This window comes from Streptomyces sp. NBC_01551 (assembly GCF_026339935.1).
GTDB lineage: Bacteria > Actinomycetota > Actinomycetes > Streptomycetales > Streptomycetaceae > Streptomyces.
In genome coordinates this window covers 962501-979485 of record NZ_JAPEPX010000001.1, presented here as the reverse complement: position 1 = coordinate 979485, position 16985 = coordinate 962501, and the positions used below count along the sequence as shown (strand labels likewise).

Below are 16985 nucleotides of genomic sequence, written 5' to 3'. Positions count from 1 at the left end.
AACGTCTCATTCGGGGTATGCTTGTCTCATGGCCATGGATCGTGACCAGGTGCTGCGTGACGCGGCGGCCCTGCTCTCCCGCAAATCGACCGCCACGATGGACGAGGTCGCCCGCGCCGCCGGAATCGGGCGCGCGACCCTCCACCGGCATTTCGCCGGGCGCGACGCCCTCGTGCGCGCCCTCGAAGAACTCGGCATCCGGGAATTCGAGGTGGCGTTCGACAATGCCCGCCTCGACGAGGACACGGCGGTGGACGCGCTCAGGCGACTCGTCGCCGAGGCGGAGCCGAACGCCCAGCTGCTGGCCTTTCTCGTCACCGAGAACCAGCTCTTCGAGGGCGACGAGGTCCACGAGGGATGGGCCCGGCTCGACGCCCGGGTCAGCGCGCTCTTCCGGCGCGGCCAGGAAGAGGGGCACATCAGGATCGACCTGAGCCCCGCCTGGCTCACCGAGGCCCTCTACGGCCTCATCGGCACCTGCGCCTGGGCCGTCACGGACGGCCGGGTCGCCGCCAAGGACTTTCAGTACATGATCATCGAGCTGCTGCTCGGTGGCGCACGACGGAGTGTGGAGAAATGAGCCGGACCGAACAGCTGATCACGCAGACGGGGGCGGAGGAGAAGAGCCGCGGCCGCTGGCTCGCGCTCTCCGTGCTCGTCCTGGCCGTGCTGCTGGTCGCGGTGGACGCCACCGTACTCGGCCTCGCCACGCCCTCACTCAGCGAGGACCTCAAGCCGTCCGGCACCCAGCTGCTGTGGATCGGCGACATCTACTCCTTCGTCATCGCCGGCCTGCTCGTCTCCATGGGCTCGCTCGGCGACCGGATAGGCCGCAAGAAGCTGCTGCTGGTCGGCGCGACCGCCTTCGGCGCCGTGTCCGTCCTCAACGCCTACGCGACCAGCCCCGAGATGATGATCCTGGCCCGCGCCCTGCTCGGCGTGGCCGGCGCGACCCTGATGCCGTCCACCCTCGCGCTGATCCGCAACATCTTCCACGACCCCAAGGAGCGCAGCCTCGCCATCGGCATCTGGGGCGCCACCGCCTCGGCCGGCGCGGCCGTCGGCCCCGTGGTCGGCGGAGCGCTGCTCCAGCACTTCTGGTGGGGCTCGGTCTTCCTCATCAACCTGCCCGTGATGATCGTCCTGGTCATCGTCGGCATCAAGCTGCTGCCCGAGTCCAAGAACCCGGTCGCCGGGCCCTGGGACCTGGCCAGCGTCGCCCTCTCCCTGGTCGGCATCATCGCGGTCGTGTACGCGGTCAAGGAGGTCGCCACCCACGGCCCCACCTGGGAGGTCTGGGCCGCCGCCGCGCTCGGCGCGGGCGCGCTGTACACCTTCGTACGGCGCCAGTTCCGCCTCACCGCGCCGCTGCTCGACATGCGGCTCTTCAAGCACCGCGGCTTCTCCGGCGCGGTCCTCGCCGACCTGCTCACCGTGTTCGGGCTGTCCGGACTGGTCTTCTTCCTCTCCCAGTTCCTCCAGCTCGTCCAGGGCCGCGAGCCGCTGGAGGCGGGCCTGGCCGAACTGCCCGCCGCCATCGGCGCGGTGGTCACCGGTCTCGTCGCCGGCCGCTACGCCCGCCGCTACTCGGTACGGTCGATCGTGACCGGCGGTCTCGCGGCCATCGGCCTCGCGCTCGGCGTGCTCACCCTGATCCACAAGGAGAGCGGCTACCCGCTGCTCGGCGCGGCCCTGTTGATCGTCGGCCTCGGCGCCGGTTTCTCCTTCACCGTCACCGCCGACGTGATCCTCTCCAGCGTGCCCAAGGAACAGGCCGGTTCGGCCTCCGCCGTCTCCGAGACCGCGTACGAACTCGGCGCCGCCCTCGGCATCGCCCTGCTCGGCTCCATCGTCACCGGCGTCTACCAGGGCTTCACCGCCCCGGCCGGGGTGCCGGCCGCCGTGGCCGACGCCGCGCACGAGTCGCTGGGCGGGGCCGTCGAGGCCGCCAGGTCGGTGGACCCGGCGACCGCGCAGACCATGGTGCACGCCGCCCAGGAGTCCTTCGTGGACGGCCTCCGCCTCGCCTCGGGCGTCGGCGCGGCCGTCCTGCTGGCCACCGCCGCGGCCGCCTGGTTCCTGCTGAAGGGGCAGAAGCTCCAGGACGGCATCGAGCACTGATCCTCGGTGATTTCCAGCCAAGGGGTGGTGACGTGCGCACAGTTGACATTCCGTTGACCCGCAGGACACCATCCCGGCGATGGAGATCACCGACCTGACCCCGGCGGAACGCCGCGTGTGGGACGCCTTCCCGCGCGGCGAGCGCGTCGACTTCCGGGCAGACCCCGACGAGGACGTCTCGGGCGGGGCCGCCTGGGGGCCCGAGCGCACCCTGCGCGCCGAGGTGCTCGCCGCGCTGCTGCTGCGCGGGGACCACGCCGACACGGCCGCGGCGGCCGCCGAGGGCCGGGTCGCCGGGCTCAACATCGAGGGCGCCCGGATCGCCGGGAGGCTCGACCTGAAGTACGCGGTCGTCGAGCACGCCGTCCGGCTGCGCGGCTGCTGGTTCGAGCGCAAACCGCTGCTCTACGGTGCCCAGTTGCGCGCCCTCGTCCTGTCGCACTCCGTACTGCCCGGGCTGACCGCCGCCACCCTGCGCGTGGACATCACCCTGAGGCTGACCGGCTGCCGCATCACCGGGCCCGTCCGCCTCCAGGGCGCCCGGACCGGCGGCGGCCTCTTCCTCCAGCGGGCCGTCATAGGAGACCCCGGCGCGCAGGAGGAGGCGGAGGAACCCGCCCTCCAGATCAACCACGCCGACATCGGCACCGACGTCATCGCCATGGACCTCACCGTCCACGGCCAGACCCGCGTCAACGGCGCCACCATCGGCGGCCAGATCAACCTCGACGGCGCCCGTCTGTACGCCCCCGGCGGCACCGCCCTGCACGCCGAGACCCTGACCGTCGGCACCGACCTGCGGGGCCGGGCGATGGAGGCCGTCGGCCGGGTCAACCTCAGCAGCGCCCGGATACCGGGCCACCTCAACCTCGCACGCGCCCGGCTCGTGAACCCCGACGGGGTCGCCCTCCGTGCCTCCAGCTGCGTGATCGGAGAGCTGTGGCTGCGGGCCTGCGACACCATCCAGGGCGACGTGAACCTGCGGCGCTCCCAGCTCGACATGCTGTACATATCGCCGGAAACCTGGCCCGAGCAGATCCGCATCGACGGCCTGACCTACCGCACCCTCGCCCCGCACCTGCCCGCCGAGCAGCGGCTGCCGGCGCTGGAGCGCGAGGAGTCCGGGTACCTCCCGTACGCCTACGAGCAGCTCGCGGCGGCCTACCGTACGGCCGGGGACGAGGGGGCCGCGCGGACCGTCCAGCTCGCCAAACTGCGCCGGCACCGGCGCACGCTTCCGCGGCACGCCCGGCTCTGGGGGCTGCTCCAGGACGCCACCGTCGGCTACGGCTTCCGGCCGCTGCGCGCGGCGGGGTGGCTGCTGGCGCTGCTGACGACCGGGGCCATCGCGTACGGGCTGCACCCGCCCCGGGCGCTCAAGGCGGGGGAGGCCCCGGACTTCAACGCCGTGTTCTACACGCTCGACCTGATGGTCCCGATCATCGGCTTCGGGCAGGAGGCCGCGTTCGCGCCGGGCGGCTGGTACCAGTGGCTGTCGTACCTGCTGATCGTGACCGGCTGGGTGCTCGCCACGACGACCGCCGCGGGCGTCAGCCGGTCACTGCAACGTCAGTAGGTTCCGGCCCGGGAAGGTCAGGCCGCCTTGGCCTTGGTGGCGTACATGTCCACGTACTCCTGGCCCGACAGCCGCATGACCTCGGCCATCACCGAGTCGGTGACGGCGCGCAGCACGTAGCGGTCGCGGTCCATGCCCTCGTAGCGGGAGAACTCCATCGGCTCGCCGAAGCGGACGGTGACCCGGCCCGGGCGCGGCATGCCCGCGCCGCCCGGCTGGAGCTTGTCGGTGCCGATCATCGCGAACGGGACCACGGGGGCGCCGGTCATCAGGGTCAGGCGGGCGATGCCGGTACGGCCGCGGTACAGGCGGCCGTCGGGGGAGCGGGTGCCCTCCGGGTAGATGCCGAAGATCTTGCCCTCTTCGAGGATCCGGCGGCCGGTCATCAGGGCCGCGACCCCGCCGTTGGCGCCGTCGCGGTCGACGGGGATCATGCCGGAACCGGTGAAGAACCACGCCATCAGACGGCCCTTGATGCCCTTGCCCGTCACGTACTCGTCCTTGCCGATGAAGTGGACCGTACGGTCACAGACCAGCGGGAGGATCATGGAGTCGATGAAGGTGAGGTGGTTGCCCGCCAGGATCACCGGACCGGTCCCCGGGATGTTCTCCACGCCCTCCACCCGGGTGCGGAACATCATGCGCATGACGGGTCCGACAGTGGCCTTGATGAGCGCGGTACGGAACAACGTGAGCCCTCCGGCATCGAAAGCGGTGCGCACCACACGGCGGTAGTGCAGGTGAGGACGATACTCGCGGCTGTGGGCTGATCGCACATCGGGTTCACGCGGTGGATACGCAGTGTTGACGCGTTGACACACGTTTGCGCCATGTTCCCCGCCGCCCCATCCGCCGGACACGGGCCGCTGCCTACGATCACCACGCCGAATCGGGCCGCGCGACGCCGGAGATCCCGGGGGTACTGGCCCTTTCAGAATGAGGAGTGGCACTCATGACGCAGGGTGGGGCAGCGCGGCGCACGGTCCTTGGGGCGGCGGTCCTGGCGGCCGGCGGCACGATCGCCGGACTCTCGGCGGGTTCCGCCTCGGCGGCGGAGAGCGGCCGCGGCGGCGTTGGCGGCTACCGGGACCTCCCCGTCCCGACGGTGATCGGCCACCGGGGTGCCAGCGGGTACCGGCCCGAGCACACCCTCGGCTCCTACCAGCTCGCGCTCGACCTCGGCGCCGACGTGGTCGAGCAGGACGTGGTGCCCACCAAGGACGGCCACCTGGTGTGCCGCCACGAGAACGAGATCGGGGGCACCACCGATGTCGCCGACCACGTCGAGTTCGCCTCCCGGCGCGCCACCAAGACGGTCGACGGGGTCTCCGTCACCGGCTGGTTCACCGAGGACTTCACCCTCGCCGAGCTGAAGACCCTGCGGGCGAAGGAACGTATCCCCGCCGTCCGCCAGCGCAACACGCTCTACGACGGCCGCTGGGCGGTGCCCACCTTCGAAGAGGTGCTGCGCTGGGCCGACCGCGAGGGCAAGCGGCGCGGCAAGCGCGTCTGGCTGCACGTGGAGACCAAGCACCCCAGCTACTTCCGCTCCCTCGGCCTCTCCCTGGAGGAGCCGCTCGCCCGGCTGCTGCGCCGCTACGGCCGCGACGGCAAGAACGCCGCCGTCTTCCTCCAGTCCTTCGAGCCGTCCAGCATCCAGCGGCTGTCGCGGCTGGTGTCGGCGCCGCGCGTGGTGCTGCTGTCCGCCGCGAACACCCGCCCCTGGGACTTCGAGGTGGCCAAGGACCCCCGTACCGTCGCGGACCTGGTCAAGCCCGAGGGCCTGAAGTGGATCGCCTCCTTCGCCCAGGGCATCGGCCCGACCCTCGACCTGATCGTGCCGCGCGACGCGGACGGCAAGCTGGGCACCCCGACCACCCTGGTCAAGGACGCGCACGCCCGCGGCCTGGTGCTGCACCCCTATACGGCGCGCAACGAGAACAGTTTCCTGCCGGCCGAATACCGCAAGGGAACGGATCCGGCCGGGTACGGGGACGCCTTCGGTGCTTTCCGGACGTATTTCGAACTCGGGATCGACGGAATCTTCACCGACAACCCCGACACCGGACTCCTCGCGGCCGAGGCCTTCCGCCCGGGCCGCGGCGTCAGCTGAGCGGCGCGGTCGAACGCCGCGACTGAGCGGCGTCAACCGATAAACGGAATATCACGTACGGGTGGGGCGTGCCCCGCGGGGAAACCGCGGGGCACGCCCCACGCGTCCCGCCCGGCATGGACCTGCTGAAGGAACCCGACCTCCTGAACCGACTGGGCCCGCTCCTCTCCGCCGAGGCGGCCGCGGAAGCCCCCGGGACCGGAGTGGAAGCGGCCGACCTCGAACAAGCCGTCTGGGTCAGGCTGCTGGAAGAGGGCCCCGCCCCCGCCGAGCCCGTGCGCTGGCTGCGCCGGGCGGTGCGCGCCGAGGCCCGGGTGGCCCGGCGCCGGGCCAGGCGCGAGGTTCCGTACGGCCGGCGCGCTCATCTCGTGGACGGCGCGGCGGAGCCGGAAGACGCCCTTCTCCACGGCGAGGAGAAGAAGGTCATCCGATCAGCTGTCGCCCGGTTGCCCGGACGCTGTCCTGAACTCATAGGGGCACTTCTTTCGCCCAGGGACTTGACTTACCGTGAAATCGCAGGGGAGTTGGGTATCTCACAAGGAAGTTTGGGGCCGGTCCGTTCCCGTTGCCTGGGATGTCTGCGCAGAATGCTGGCTGCAGAGGTTGCGGCTCCTGGCCTGCGGGGAAAGGAGCGGTAGACCAACGGGCTACCAGGTGAGCTGGAGGCATGCGCACATGGGCATGAGCGTGACCATTTCGGCGGCGGCCGCCGAGGACGCCGAGCAGATCTTCAAGCTGCAGTATCTGGCGTTCCAGCGGGAGGCCGAGCTGTACGGCAACTACCGCATCCAGCCGCTCACCCAGACCCTGGACTCCCTCAAGGGGGAACTGGAGACGGACACCGTCCTGGTGGCCCGGCTCGGGGACGAGGTCGTCGGCACCGTCCGCGGCAACGTCGACGAGGACGGCACCGCCAAGATCGCCAAGCTGTGCGTGCACCCGCGTCTCCAGGGCCACGGGCTCGGCGCCCGGCTGCTGCGCGCGGTGGAGGTGGCCCTCCAGGGCGACGGCGGGACCACCCGCTTCCGGCTGCACACCGGACACAAGAGCGAGTCCAACCTGCGGCTCTACCGCAAGGCGGGCTACACCCAGGTCGGCGGCCGCACCGCGTCCGACGGCGTCAAGCTGGTGATCCTGGAGAAGGAAGCCAAGAGCGCCGACGACTTCGCGGTCAGCGCCTGATCCCTGTTGACGGCTGGTACTGCTGGTACCGCTGATACGTCAGATGCATCAGATACGTCCGGTACGTCTGATGCGGAGTCAGCGCTTCGTGCGCAGCCAGAGCATCCCGGTGATCGGCAGGATCACCGGGATGAACAGGTACCCCATCCCGAAGTCCGACCACACGGTCGCATCCGGGAACGCCTCGGGCCGCACCAGCGTCCAGGTGCCCACGGTCAGTACACCGGCCAGCTCGGCGGCGCAGCAGATCCGCGCCGCCTTGCGGGCCGTCTCCCCGCCGCGCACCAGTGAGTACGTGATGAAGGCGTAGACGAGCGCGGCGACGCCGCTCAGCGTGTACGCCAGCGGTGCCCGGTCGAACTCGGTGGAGATCTGGTAGGCCGAGCGCGAGACCGCGCCGACCGTGATCACCCCGTACAGCCAGACCAGCAGCAGCCCCGGTCCGGAGACCAGGCGCTTGTGCTCGGCGGGCGCGGGGGCCGTGTCGTCCGTCTGCGTGTCAGGCACCGGGGGTTCCCCAAATGTCATAGAGGCGTACTTCGAGCACGGCCAGGACGACCGCGCCGGCGGCCACGGTCAGCGAGCCCCACTTGGACCGCTCGGTCAGCGACAGCAGCCCGGCGGCCGGGACCGCCGCGAAGGCGCCGACCAGATAGGCCACGAAGATCACCGTGCCCTCGTCGGGCTTCCCGCCCTGGGCCAGCTTGACGAGTCCCACCACCAGCTGGGCCAGGACCAGCACGGTCACGACCGCCATGCCGATGAAATGCCAGTCCTTGGTCGGCTGGTCCCGCCAGGCGGCGAGGCCGCACCAGGCGGCGAGGGCGAGTGCGGTCACACCGATGGCGACCGTCAGGGCGTCGAGCATGCAGCGAGCGTATTACGGGCCGCGGGCCCGGCCGCGCGCACCCCTGCGGGCGCCCCTGTGTACACCCCGGCGCGCGCGTGGCCCGGGGCGCCGGACGTCGTGGCCTTGGCCACAGCGGACGCCCCGCCAGACCGCCCGAGGGCCGTCGCGCGCGGGCTCGCAGGGCCGCGTCCGGGCAGGTCAGCGTGGCTGGTGGACCCTTCGGGGCGGATGACCGTTCCTGACCGGTGCTGTCCGGAATGCGGCTGGATTTCGTCCGCTATTCGGACAGCGTTGATCGGTGAAGGGATAGGTCTGCTTTACTGGGGCCCATGACCACGACGAGCAGCCGCACCCTTGCGACCGAGGCGACGATGACGCCCGGTGCTCGTTGTATGTGTCGAATGTGCGCCTTCTGAGGGCCCCTCTCCTTGCAGTCTCGCGCCCCGAAGCGAGACCGGCCGAGCCCGTCCGCGCCGCCGCCCCGAAGCAGCACCGGATCGCTCCTGCCCCGCGCACGCGTCGTCAGCGTCGTTTTCTGATGGTCTGACCCGTATCGCGTCCCCAGATGTTTGCCCCGTGCCCGGCACCCGCATGCGCCGAGCACTCGACAGCGACGGAAATCCTGTGATCACCACATCGGGCCTCACGAAGGTCTACCAGTCCCGTGGCCGCGAGGTCACCGCCCTGGACGGCGTCGATCTCCACGTCCGCGAGGGCGAGGTCTACGGAGTCATCGGCCAGAGCGGCGCCGGCAAATCCTCCCTGATCCGCTGCGTGAACCTGCTGGAGCGCCCCACCACCGGCACCGTGACCGTCGACGGCGTCGACCTCACCGCGCTCGCCGGCCGCGGCCGCCGCGCCGGCAAGGAACTGCGCGAGGCCCGCAGCCGCATCGGCATGGTGTTCCAGCACTTCAACCTGCTGTCCTCGCGCACCGTGCAGGCCAACGTGGAACTGCCCCTGGAGATCCTCGGGATCTCCGGCGGCGAGCGCTCCCGCAAGGCCGCCGAACTCCTCGACCTCGTGGGCCTGGCCGACAAGGCCAAGGCCTACCCCGCCCAGCTCTCCGGCGGCCAGAAGCAGCGCGTCGGCATCGCCCGCGCCCTGGCCGGCGACCCCAAGGTGCTGCTTTCGGACGAGGCCACCAGCGCCCTGGACCCCGAGACCACCCGCTCCATCCTCCAGCTGCTGCGCGACCTCAACCAGCAGCTCGGCCTGACCGTCCTGCTCATCACGCACGAGATGGACGTCGTCAAGGCCGTCTGCGACTCCGCCGCCCTGATGAAGAAGGGCCGGATCATCGAGTCCGGCACCGTCTCCGAGCTCCTCGCCACCCCCGGCTCCGAGCTCGCCGGTGAACTCTTCCCGGTCAGCGGCGCCGCCACCGGCCCCGACCGCACCGTCGTGGACGTCACCTTCCACGGCGACGCCGCGACCCAGCCGGTCATCTCCCAGCTGTCGCGGACGTACAACATCGACATCTCGATCCTCGGCGCCGCGATGGACACCGTCGCCGGCCGCCAGATCGGCCGGATGCGCATCGAGCTGCCCGGCCGCTACGAGGACAACGTCGTGCCGGTCGGCTTCCTGCGCGAGCAGGGCCTTCAGGTCGACGTGGTCGACGATCCCGAAGACGCGGACGCCGAGCTCGCCCAGCTCGTCAAGGACGGTGCCAAGTGACCTGGTCCGAGATGCAGCCCCTGCTCACCCAGGGCACCTACGACACCCTCTACATGGTGCTGTGGTCCACCCTGGTGACCGTCCTCGGCGGACTGCCCATCGGCATCCTGCTCGTCCTGACCGACAAGGGCGGCCTCCTGCAGAACCAGCCGCTCAACAAGGTCCTCGGCGTGATCGTGAACATCGGCCGCTCGCTGCCGTTCATCATCCTGCTGATCGCCCTGATCCCGGTCACCACCGCGGTCGTCGGCACCTTCATCGGCCCCACCGCCATGATCGTCCCGCTGGCCATCGGCGCCATCCCCTTCTTCGCCCGGCTCGTCGAGACGGCCGTCCGCGAGGTGGACCCCGGTCTGATCGAGGCCGTCGAGTCCATGGGCGGCGGGATCCCCACCCTGGTCGGCAAGGTGCTGCTGCCGCAGGCCCTGCCCTCGCTGATCGCCGGCGTCACCACCACCCTGATCACCCTGATCGGCTACTCGGCCATGGCCGGCGCGGTCGGCGGCGAAGGCCTCGGCTCCAAGGCCATCACCTACGGCTTCCAGCGCTTCGAGACCGGCTTCATGCTCGCGACCGTCGTGATCCTGGTCGTCCTCGTCACCGTGATCCAGCTGATCGGCGACGGCGTGGTCCGCGTCCTCGCCCGCCGCGGCCGGACCGCCTGAACCTTCTCCACCCCAGAAAAGCCCGCACTTGTCGTGCTTGGGCCTCCACCCGCAAGAACCGCGCACGACCTGCGCACTTGCACCGCAATGAAAGGCACTCTTCGTGCGTAAGAACATCAAGGCCACCGCCTTCGCCGCCGCTTCCGCCGCGCTCGCCCTCGGTCTCACCGCCTGCGGCAGCTCCTCGGACCCGTCCTCCACCAAGGCCGACGGCGGCAAGACCGACGAGAGCAAGCCGCTCGTCATCGCGGCCTCCCCGAGCCCGCACGCCGACATCCTGAACTTCGTCAAGGACAAGCTCGCGGCCAAGGAAGGCCTCAAGCTGGAGGTGAAGGAGTTCACGGACTACGTCCTGCCCAACACCGCCACCGAGCAGGGCCAGGTCGCCGGCAACTACTTCCAGCACAAGCCGTACCTCGACGACTTCAACAAGAAGAACGGCACCCACATCGTGCCCGTCGTGAACGTGCACCTGGAGCCCCTCGGCCTCTACTCCAAGAAGGTCAAGGCCATCGGCGACATCAAGCCCGGCCAGACCATCGCCGTCCCCAACGACACCACCAACGAGGGCCGCGCGCTCCAGCTGCTCGCCGCGAACAACCTGATCACCCTCAAGGAGGGTGTCGGCACCAGCGCCAAGCTGTCCGACATCACCGACAAGAAGGGCCTGGAGTTCAAGGAGCTGGAGGCCGCCACCGTCCCGCGCGCCCTGGGCGACGTGGACGCCGCGGTCATCAACGGCAACTACGCCCTGGAAGCCAAGCTCTCGCCCGCCAAGGACGCGCTCGCCCTGGAGAAGGCCGAGGGCAACCCGTACGCCAACTTCCTCGCGGTGAAGGCCGGCAACGAGAAGGACCCGCGCATCGAGAAGCTCGCCAAGCTCCTGGGCTCCGACGAGGTCAAGAAGTTCATCGAGGAGAAGTACCAGGGCTCGGTCATCCCCGCCTTCGGTGCCCCCGCCGCCTCCTGACGCCCCGCCACCCGGCGGAAACCGCTTGAGAACACGGGCACTTCGGCCCCGCACGCCCTCGTGGCGCGCGGGGCCGAGCCGTGCCCGCCTCCGGGCAACCCCGGCCATGCGCAGCACGCGGCCGATGCTGCATGCTGTGGCCTACGACCCGCACCAACGGTCCCGCACGATCGGTCCCGCACCGCGGTCGCATCGCAACACGGTCGCACCACGGTCTCAGGCATGGAGCTGCGCATGACTACCACCTTCCCGGACGTCACCATCAGCACGGACCGGCTGGTACTGCGCCCCTTCGAGGAAGACGACGTCACCGCGCTCGCCGAGATGATGAACGACGAGCACGTGACCGCCTGGACCTCCGTCCCGCACCCCTACACCCACGCCGACGCGCACGCCTGGGCCACCCGGGACTCCCACGCCGAGCGCACCGGTGGCCGCGGCATCGTCCTCGCCGTCACCGAGTTCCTCACCCAGCGCCTCGTCGGCGTCGTACACCTCCAGAACACCAACTGGCGCACCCGCGCCACCGAGGTCCGCTACGTCACCGCCCCCTGGGCCCGCGGCGAGGGCTACGCCAGCGAGTCCGTACTCGCCCTCGCCCAGTGGCTCTTTCGCGACCAGCGCTTCGAGCGCCTCGAACTGCGCACCGCCGCCGACAACACCGCCTCCCAGCAGGTGGCCCAGAAGATCGGCTGCATCAGCGAGGGCGTCCTGCGCAACGCGTGGATAGTACGGACCCAGTCGCCCGACGGCTCCTGGACCGACACCCGCACCGACCTCATCGTCTGGAGCCTGGTCCCCGAGGACCTCGACGGCTACGACGAAGCCGACGGGTACTCGGACGGCTACTCCGGATCCTTCTCCGACGGCTACGACGGATACGGCTTCGGCCGCCGCTCCGACGCGAACGGGTACGCCGTCTCGACCGACTGGCACTGACCCGATGACCAGGTAGTCTCACCGTGAACCCCGCACCCTCCGCGCCTGCCCCCACACATCCGCGCCGCCCCACCTCTGGAGACTGACGACGATGGCCGACCGGGTCACGGTGATCGGCTGGGACGGTTCCCCCCTGACCGCGGCCGCCCGGTCCGCGCTCTCGGCCGCCACCCTCGTGGCCGGCGCCGCCCACCACCTCGCGCTCCCCGAGGTGCCGCCCACCGCCGAACGCGTCCGCCTCGGCAGCGTGGGCCTCGCCGCCCGCCGCATCGCGGGCCACCGCGGCACCGCCGTCGTCCTCGCCGACGGCGACCCCGGCTTCTTCGGCGTCGTGCGCATCCTGCGCGCCCCGGAGCACGGACTCGAAGTAGAGGTCGTCCCCGCCGTCTCCTCCGTCGCCGCCGCCTTCGCCCGCGCCGGGATGCCCTGGGACGACGCCCAGGTCGTCGTCGCCCACCCCCGCACCCTGCGCCGCGCCGTCAACGTCATCCGCGCCCACGGCAAGGTCGCCGTCCTCACGTCGCCCGGCGCCGGCCCCGCCGAACTCGCCCTGCTGCTCGACGGAGTCCACCGCACCTTCGTCATCTGCGAGGCGCTCGGCACCGCCGGCGAACAGGTCAGCGTCCTCACCTCCGACAAGGCCGCCGACCACACCTGGCGCGACCCCAACGTCGTCATCGTCATCGGCGGCGCCGGCCAGGCCGCCGGGGTCGCCGCCGAGCCCGGCTGGCTGCTCGGCCAGCCCCCCGGCCAGAGCGGCCCGCGCGGCTGGGCCCGGCCGCAGGCCGAAGCCGCCGGCGAGGGGAGTCCGCCCCGCTGCGCGCCGCCCAACTCGCCCGCCTCGGCCCGCGCACCGGCGACCTCGTCTGGGACATCGGGGCCGGCTCCGGCGCCCTCGCCGTGGACGCCGCCGCCCTCGGCGCCGCCGTCATCGCCGTCGACGCCGACCCGCGGGCCTGCGACCGCGTGAGCGCCGCCGCACGCGAGCGCGGCGTACAGGTCCAGGTCGTCGCCGGACGCGCACCGCACGTACTGGAGAACCTGCCCGAACCCGACGTCGTCCGCGTCGGCGGCGGGGGAGCGGAGGTCGTCGAGGCCGTCGCCGAGCGCCGTCCCGAACGGATCGTCAGCCACGCCCTGTCACGCGGTGATGCGGAGGCCATCGGCCGTGTACTGACCGAACACGGTTACGCCGTCGAGTGCGCGTTCCTGCAGTCCGTGGGCCTCGACCCCCGGACCTGGGCCGAACAGGACCGTTCAGTCGTCTTCCTGCTGTCCGCCGAACGCCCCGTGAACCGCTAGCGCGGGCCCCGGGGTAGGCTGGCCGATCGTCGTACTGCCCTGGACGTCCGGGCACGACGGCAGCGGAGGCGGTACGCGGGGTGCGCGACGTGGCGCAGTCCACAGCGGACCGCTCCGGTAATGGCCGCCATTGCGGCTGACGAGCGGGACAATGCTTACTGGTTGTCGTGCGGGCGTGCGTGAGGCGTTCGCGTCGCGCGGGAACCCCGCTCGTTGGTCACGTGGGCGCCGGGCGATCGAAGAGGCAACACCGATGGGCGAGGGGTACGCATGACTGACACCGGCCAGGTCCCGGGCGAGGGGCTCCCGGACAACGCGGGCATGGTGGATCAGCAGGGCATCCCCGCTCCGGTCCAGACTCCCGCGCCGCACCCCATGACGACGCCCCCTCCCGTCCCGGCTCCCGCGGGCTACGCCTTCCAGGACCTCATGGACAACCCGGCCGAGCCCGAGGACGAGGAACTCCTGCTGATGCCGAGCGGGCAGGGCGCCTGGAGCGACCCGCAGCTCGTCCCGCCGGTGCCGTCCTTCCCCGTGGAGCCCGCACCCGCGTACACCGAATACCCCGAGGCGCCCGCGGCCTACGCCCAGCACCCCGGATTCGCCGAGCAGCCGTTCCCGGAGGCGCCCGCCGGGTACCCCGAGCCCGCCGCGCCCGCGCCGTCCTTCCCCGAGCCTTCGTTCGCCGAGCCCTCCTTCGCCGAGTCCCCGTACAGCACCGGCGCGCACGAGGCGGGCGGCCGGGACTCCGGCGCGCTCGACCTCGGCGGCCTGGTGGTCCCACCGCCCGCCGGCGCCCCGGCGGCGCCCGCGGCCCCGGTGATCCCGGCGCGCCGCCCGCTGCACATGGGCCCGCCCGTGCCCGAGGCCGGTGGGCTCGTACGGTCCCTGGCGGACCGGGGTCCGGCCGCCGCCCCGGTGACGGCCGTCGCGGCTCCCGCTCCGGTCGCCGCCGCTCCGGTGGCGCCCGTCCCGCTGCGTCAGGCCGGGCCGCCGACCACGGGTCCCGAGTACCTGGACATCCCGCGCGCGGAGACCGTCGTAGAGCCGGCCGCGCCGCAGCTGAGCGAGATCCCGCCGCAGGCCGGGGCCCCGTGGGCGGCGGAGCCGGTGGCCGAGGCCGCGGCGGCCGCGCCGGAGCCGGAGCAGCCGGTCGAGGCGCCGGTGGCCGAGCCGGTGGCCGAGCCCGTCGAGGTTCCCCCGGTGGCGCAGGCGCCCGTCGCCGTCGCGCCCGAGCCGGCCGCGGAGCCCGCGCCGGAGCCTGAGCCGCAGCCCGAGCCGGTCGTCGAGGCCGTCGTTCCGGAGCCCGAGCCCGAGCTCGCGCCCGCGCCCGCGCCCGAGCCGGTCGTCGAGGCCGCTCCCGAGGTGCCGGAGGCCGTGGAGGCCGTCGTGCCCGTGGCACCGGAGCCGACGGCGCCGGAGCCGGAGCCCGCGCCGGTCGTGGCGGAACCGGTGGCCGGGGCCGTCGTTCCCCAGCCCGAGGCGGAACCGCAGGCTGCAGAAACGGTTCAGGCGCCGGAGCCCGAGGCCGAGGCCGTCGTTCCCGAGCCCGTACCGGTCGTCGAGGCCGTCGTTCCCGAGGCCGTTGCCGCGCCCGCTCCCGAGCCCGAGGCCATCGCGGAGCCGGTCGTCGCCGAGGCCGGGCCCGCCGCTCCCGTGGAGCCGGAACCCGCGCCCGAGCCGGTCGTCGAGGCCGTGTCCGCCGCGCCCGTCGAGCCCTCCCCGGGCGAGCCGGCGCCCGCGTACGCCGACGCCGAGCGCGAGGCCGTCCTGCGCGTCATGCGCGAGCGCCGCGACATCCGCAAGGGCTTCCGCACCGACCCGATCCCGCACGAGGTGCTGCTCCGCGTCCTGGAGGCGGCCCACACCGCCCCCAGCGTGGGCCACTCCCAGCCGTGGGACTTCGTCGTCATCCGCTCGGCCGAGACCCGCCGGACGATGCACGAGCTCGCCCAGCGCCAGCGCGAGGCCTACGCCAAGTCGCTGCCCAAGGGCCGGGCGAAGCAGTTCAAGGAACTCAAGATCGAGGCCATCCTCGACACCCCGGTGAACATCGTCGTCACCGCCGACCCCACCCGGGGCGGGCGCCACACCCTCGGCCGGCACACCCAGCCGCAGATGGCCCCCTACTCCTCCGCCCTCGCCGTGGAGAACCTGTGGCTCGCCGCGCGCGCCGAGGGCCTCGGCGTCGGCTGGGTCAGCTTCTTCGACGAGCGCGAGATGGTGCGCGCGCTGGGTCTGCCGGAGCACCTGGAGGTCGTCGCGTACCTGTGCGTCGGCTACGTCGACGAGTTCCCGCCGGAGCCGGAGCTGGCGCAGGCGGGCTGGTCGCAGCGCCGACCCCTGTCCTGGGTCGTCCACGAGGAGACGTACGGCCGCCGCGCGCTGCCCGGCGAGGCGCCGCACGACCTGCTCTCCGAGACGGTCGCCAGCATCCGCCCGCTCGACGCGAAGGCGCTGGGCGAGGCGTGGGAGCGGCAGAAGCGCATGACCAAGCCCGCCGGGGCGCTGGGCATGCTGGAAATCATCTCCGCGCAGCTGTCCGGCCTGTCCCGGGTCTGCCCGCCGCCGATCCCGGAGCCGGCCGCGGTCGCGATCTTCGCGGGTGACCACGGGGTCCACGCCCAGGGCGTCACCCCGTGGCCGCAGGAGGTCACCACGCAGATGGTGGCCAACTTCCTGGGCGGCGGGGCGGTCTGCAACGCGTTCGCGAATCAGGTGGGCGCCGAGGTCTGCGTGATCGACGTCGGCGTGGCCGGGGACCTCCCCGCCACCCCCGGCCTGCTCCCGCGCAAGGTCCGCCCGGGCACGGCCGACCTCTCCACGGGCCCGGCGATGACCCGCGAGGAAGCGATCGCGGCCATCGAGGTGGGCATCGAGACGGCCCGTGACCTGGTGGCGGCCGGCAACAAGGCCCTCCTCACGGGCGAGATGGGCATCGCGAACACCACGGTGTCCGCGGCCCTGATCTCGGTCTTCACCGGGGTGGACCCGTCCGAGGTCACCGGCCGCGGCACGGGCATCAACGACGAGACGCACGCCCGCAAGGTCGAGGTCGTACGGCGGGCCCTGGAACTCCACCAGCCGGATCCGGCGGACCCGATCGGCGTCCTGGCGGCCATCGGCGGCCTGGAGCACGCGGCGATCGTCGGCCTCCTCCTGGGCGGAGCCTCACTCCGCACGCCCGTGATCCTGGACGGCGTCAGCGCGGGCGCGGCAGCCCTGGTGGCCCGGGCCATCGCCCCGGAGTCCCTGTCGGCGTGCATCGCGGGCCACCGCAGCGCGGAGCCGGGCCACGTGGCCGCCCTGAACAAGCTCGGCCTGCGCCCGCTGGTCGACCTGGACCTCCGCCTCGGCGAGGGCACGGGCGCGCTCCTTGCCCTCCCCCTGGTCCAGAGCGCGGCCCGCGCGATGCACGAGGTGGCCACCTTCGACTCCGCCGGCGTAACGGAGAAGTAGCCCCGGGCCGCCCGGCCCGCACCTCAACCCGGTGCGGCCGGGGCGGGCGTACGGACCGGGGTCGGGTGGTGGTGGCGGGGCCCCGGGCTCGGGACGGGGGTGTCGGGTCGTATCGTGGACCCGGACGG

The 16985-nt window shown here is 72.2% G+C and carries 14 protein-coding genes and 1 pseudogene; 12 read left to right on the top strand and 3 right to left on the bottom strand.

The features are described 5' to 3' along the window. Window positions 1-28 precede the first annotated feature (28 nt). From OG982_RS04260 to OG982_RS04250, 3 genes are all read left to right on the top strand, one after another. The gene (locus tag OG982_RS04260) at window positions 29-580 is read left to right on the top strand and encodes a TetR/AcrR family transcriptional regulator (RefSeq protein ID WP_266789583.1); all 552 of its coding nucleotides are present in this window, start codon (window positions 29-31) and stop codon (window positions 578-580) included. Then, the gene (locus OG982_RS04255) at window positions 577-2121 is read left to right on the top strand and encodes an MFS transporter (RefSeq protein ID WP_266947942.1); all 1545 of its coding nucleotides are present in this window, start codon (window positions 577-579) and stop codon (window positions 2119-2121) included. Before OG982_RS04260 ends, OG982_RS04255 begins: the two co-directional genes overlap by 4 nt. A 79-nt stretch (window positions 2122-2200) precedes the next feature. Next, window positions 2201-3697, top strand: coding sequence for a membrane-associated oxidoreductase (locus OG982_RS04250; RefSeq protein ID WP_266789587.1), 1497 nt, complete (start codon window positions 2201-2203; stop codon window positions 3695-3697). Between the two features lie 17 nt (window positions 3698-3714). Here the strand turns inward: OG982_RS04250 and OG982_RS04245 are convergent, their stop codons facing one another. Next, window positions 3715-4422, bottom strand: coding sequence for a 1-acyl-sn-glycerol-3-phosphate acyltransferase (locus tag OG982_RS04245; RefSeq protein ID WP_266789589.1), 708 nt, complete (start codon window positions 4420-4422; stop codon window positions 3715-3717). 227 nt (window positions 4423-4649) lie between these two features. On the opposite strand from OG982_RS04245, the gene OG982_RS04240 reads away from it, so the two are divergent. From OG982_RS04240 to OG982_RS04230, 3 genes are all read left to right on the top strand, one after another. After that, window positions 4650-5810 carry a glycerophosphodiester phosphodiesterase gene (locus OG982_RS04240; RefSeq protein ID WP_266947941.1) on the top strand — a complete coding sequence of 387 codons (1161 nt, stop codon included), beginning with the start codon at window positions 4650-4652 and terminating at the stop codon, window positions 5808-5810. 116 nt (window positions 5811-5926) lie between these two features. Further along, window positions 5927-6448, top strand: a complete 522-nt coding sequence (locus OG982_RS04235; protein WP_266789593.1) for a sigma-70 family RNA polymerase sigma factor — start codon at window positions 5927-5929, stop codon at window positions 6446-6448. Window positions 6449-6485: 37 nt separating this feature from the next. Continuing rightward, on the top strand, window positions 6486-6992 hold the full coding sequence (locus tag OG982_RS04230) for a GNAT family N-acetyltransferase (protein WP_266789595.1): 507 nt from the start codon (window positions 6486-6488) through the stop codon (window positions 6990-6992). A gap of 78 nt (window positions 6993-7070) precedes the next feature. Here OG982_RS04230 and OG982_RS04225 read toward each other — a convergent pair whose 3' ends face one another. Both OG982_RS04225 and OG982_RS04220 read right to left on the bottom strand, forming a co-directional pair. Further along, window positions 7071-7499: a hypothetical protein gene (locus OG982_RS04225; protein WP_266789597.1), complete on the bottom strand. Its 429-nt coding sequence runs from the start codon at window positions 7497-7499 to the stop codon at window positions 7071-7073. Continuing rightward, entirely contained in the window at window positions 7492-7860 is a 369-nt protein-coding gene (locus tag OG982_RS04220) for a hypothetical protein (protein ID WP_266789599.1), read from the bottom strand. Before OG982_RS04220 ends, OG982_RS04225 begins: the two co-directional genes overlap by 8 nt. A 606-nt stretch (window positions 7861-8466) precedes the next feature. Here OG982_RS04220 and OG982_RS04215 point away from each other — a divergent pair. The 6 genes and pseudogenes from OG982_RS04215 (at window position 8467) to cobT (ending at window position 16857) form a co-directional block, all read left to right on the top strand. After that, window positions 8467-9522, top strand: a complete 1056-nt coding sequence (locus OG982_RS04215) for a methionine ABC transporter ATP-binding protein (protein WP_266789600.1) — start codon at window positions 8467-8469, stop codon at window positions 9520-9522. Next, the gene (locus OG982_RS04210) at window positions 9519-10187 is read left to right on the top strand and encodes a methionine ABC transporter permease (protein WP_266789602.1); all 669 of its coding nucleotides are present in this window, start codon (window positions 9519-9521) and stop codon (window positions 10185-10187) included. Before OG982_RS04215 ends, OG982_RS04210 begins: the two co-directional genes overlap by 4 nt. 103 nt (window positions 10188-10290) lie before the next feature. After that, the gene (locus tag OG982_RS04205; protein ID WP_266947939.1) at window positions 10291-11157 is read left to right on the top strand and encodes a MetQ/NlpA family ABC transporter substrate-binding protein; all 867 of its coding nucleotides are present in this window, start codon (window positions 10291-10293) and stop codon (window positions 11155-11157) included. Between the two features lie 234 nt (window positions 11158-11391). After that, the gene (locus OG982_RS04200; protein ID WP_266789605.1) at window positions 11392-12096 is read left to right on the top strand and encodes a GNAT family N-acetyltransferase; all 705 of its coding nucleotides are present in this window, start codon (window positions 11392-11394) and stop codon (window positions 12094-12096) included. Window positions 12097-12187: 91 nt separating this feature from the next. Continuing rightward, window positions 12188-13398: pseudogene (gene cbiE / locus OG982_RS04195) on the top strand (precorrin-6y C5,15-methyltransferase (decarboxylating) subunit CbiE). 270 nt (window positions 13399-13668) lie between these two features. Further along, complete coding sequence (gene cobT / locus OG982_RS04190; RefSeq protein WP_266947937.1) at window positions 13669-16857, top strand: nicotinate-nucleotide--dimethylbenzimidazole phosphoribosyltransferase; 3189 nt, start codon at window positions 13669-13671, stop codon at window positions 16855-16857. Window positions 16858-16985 lie beyond the last annotated feature (128 nt).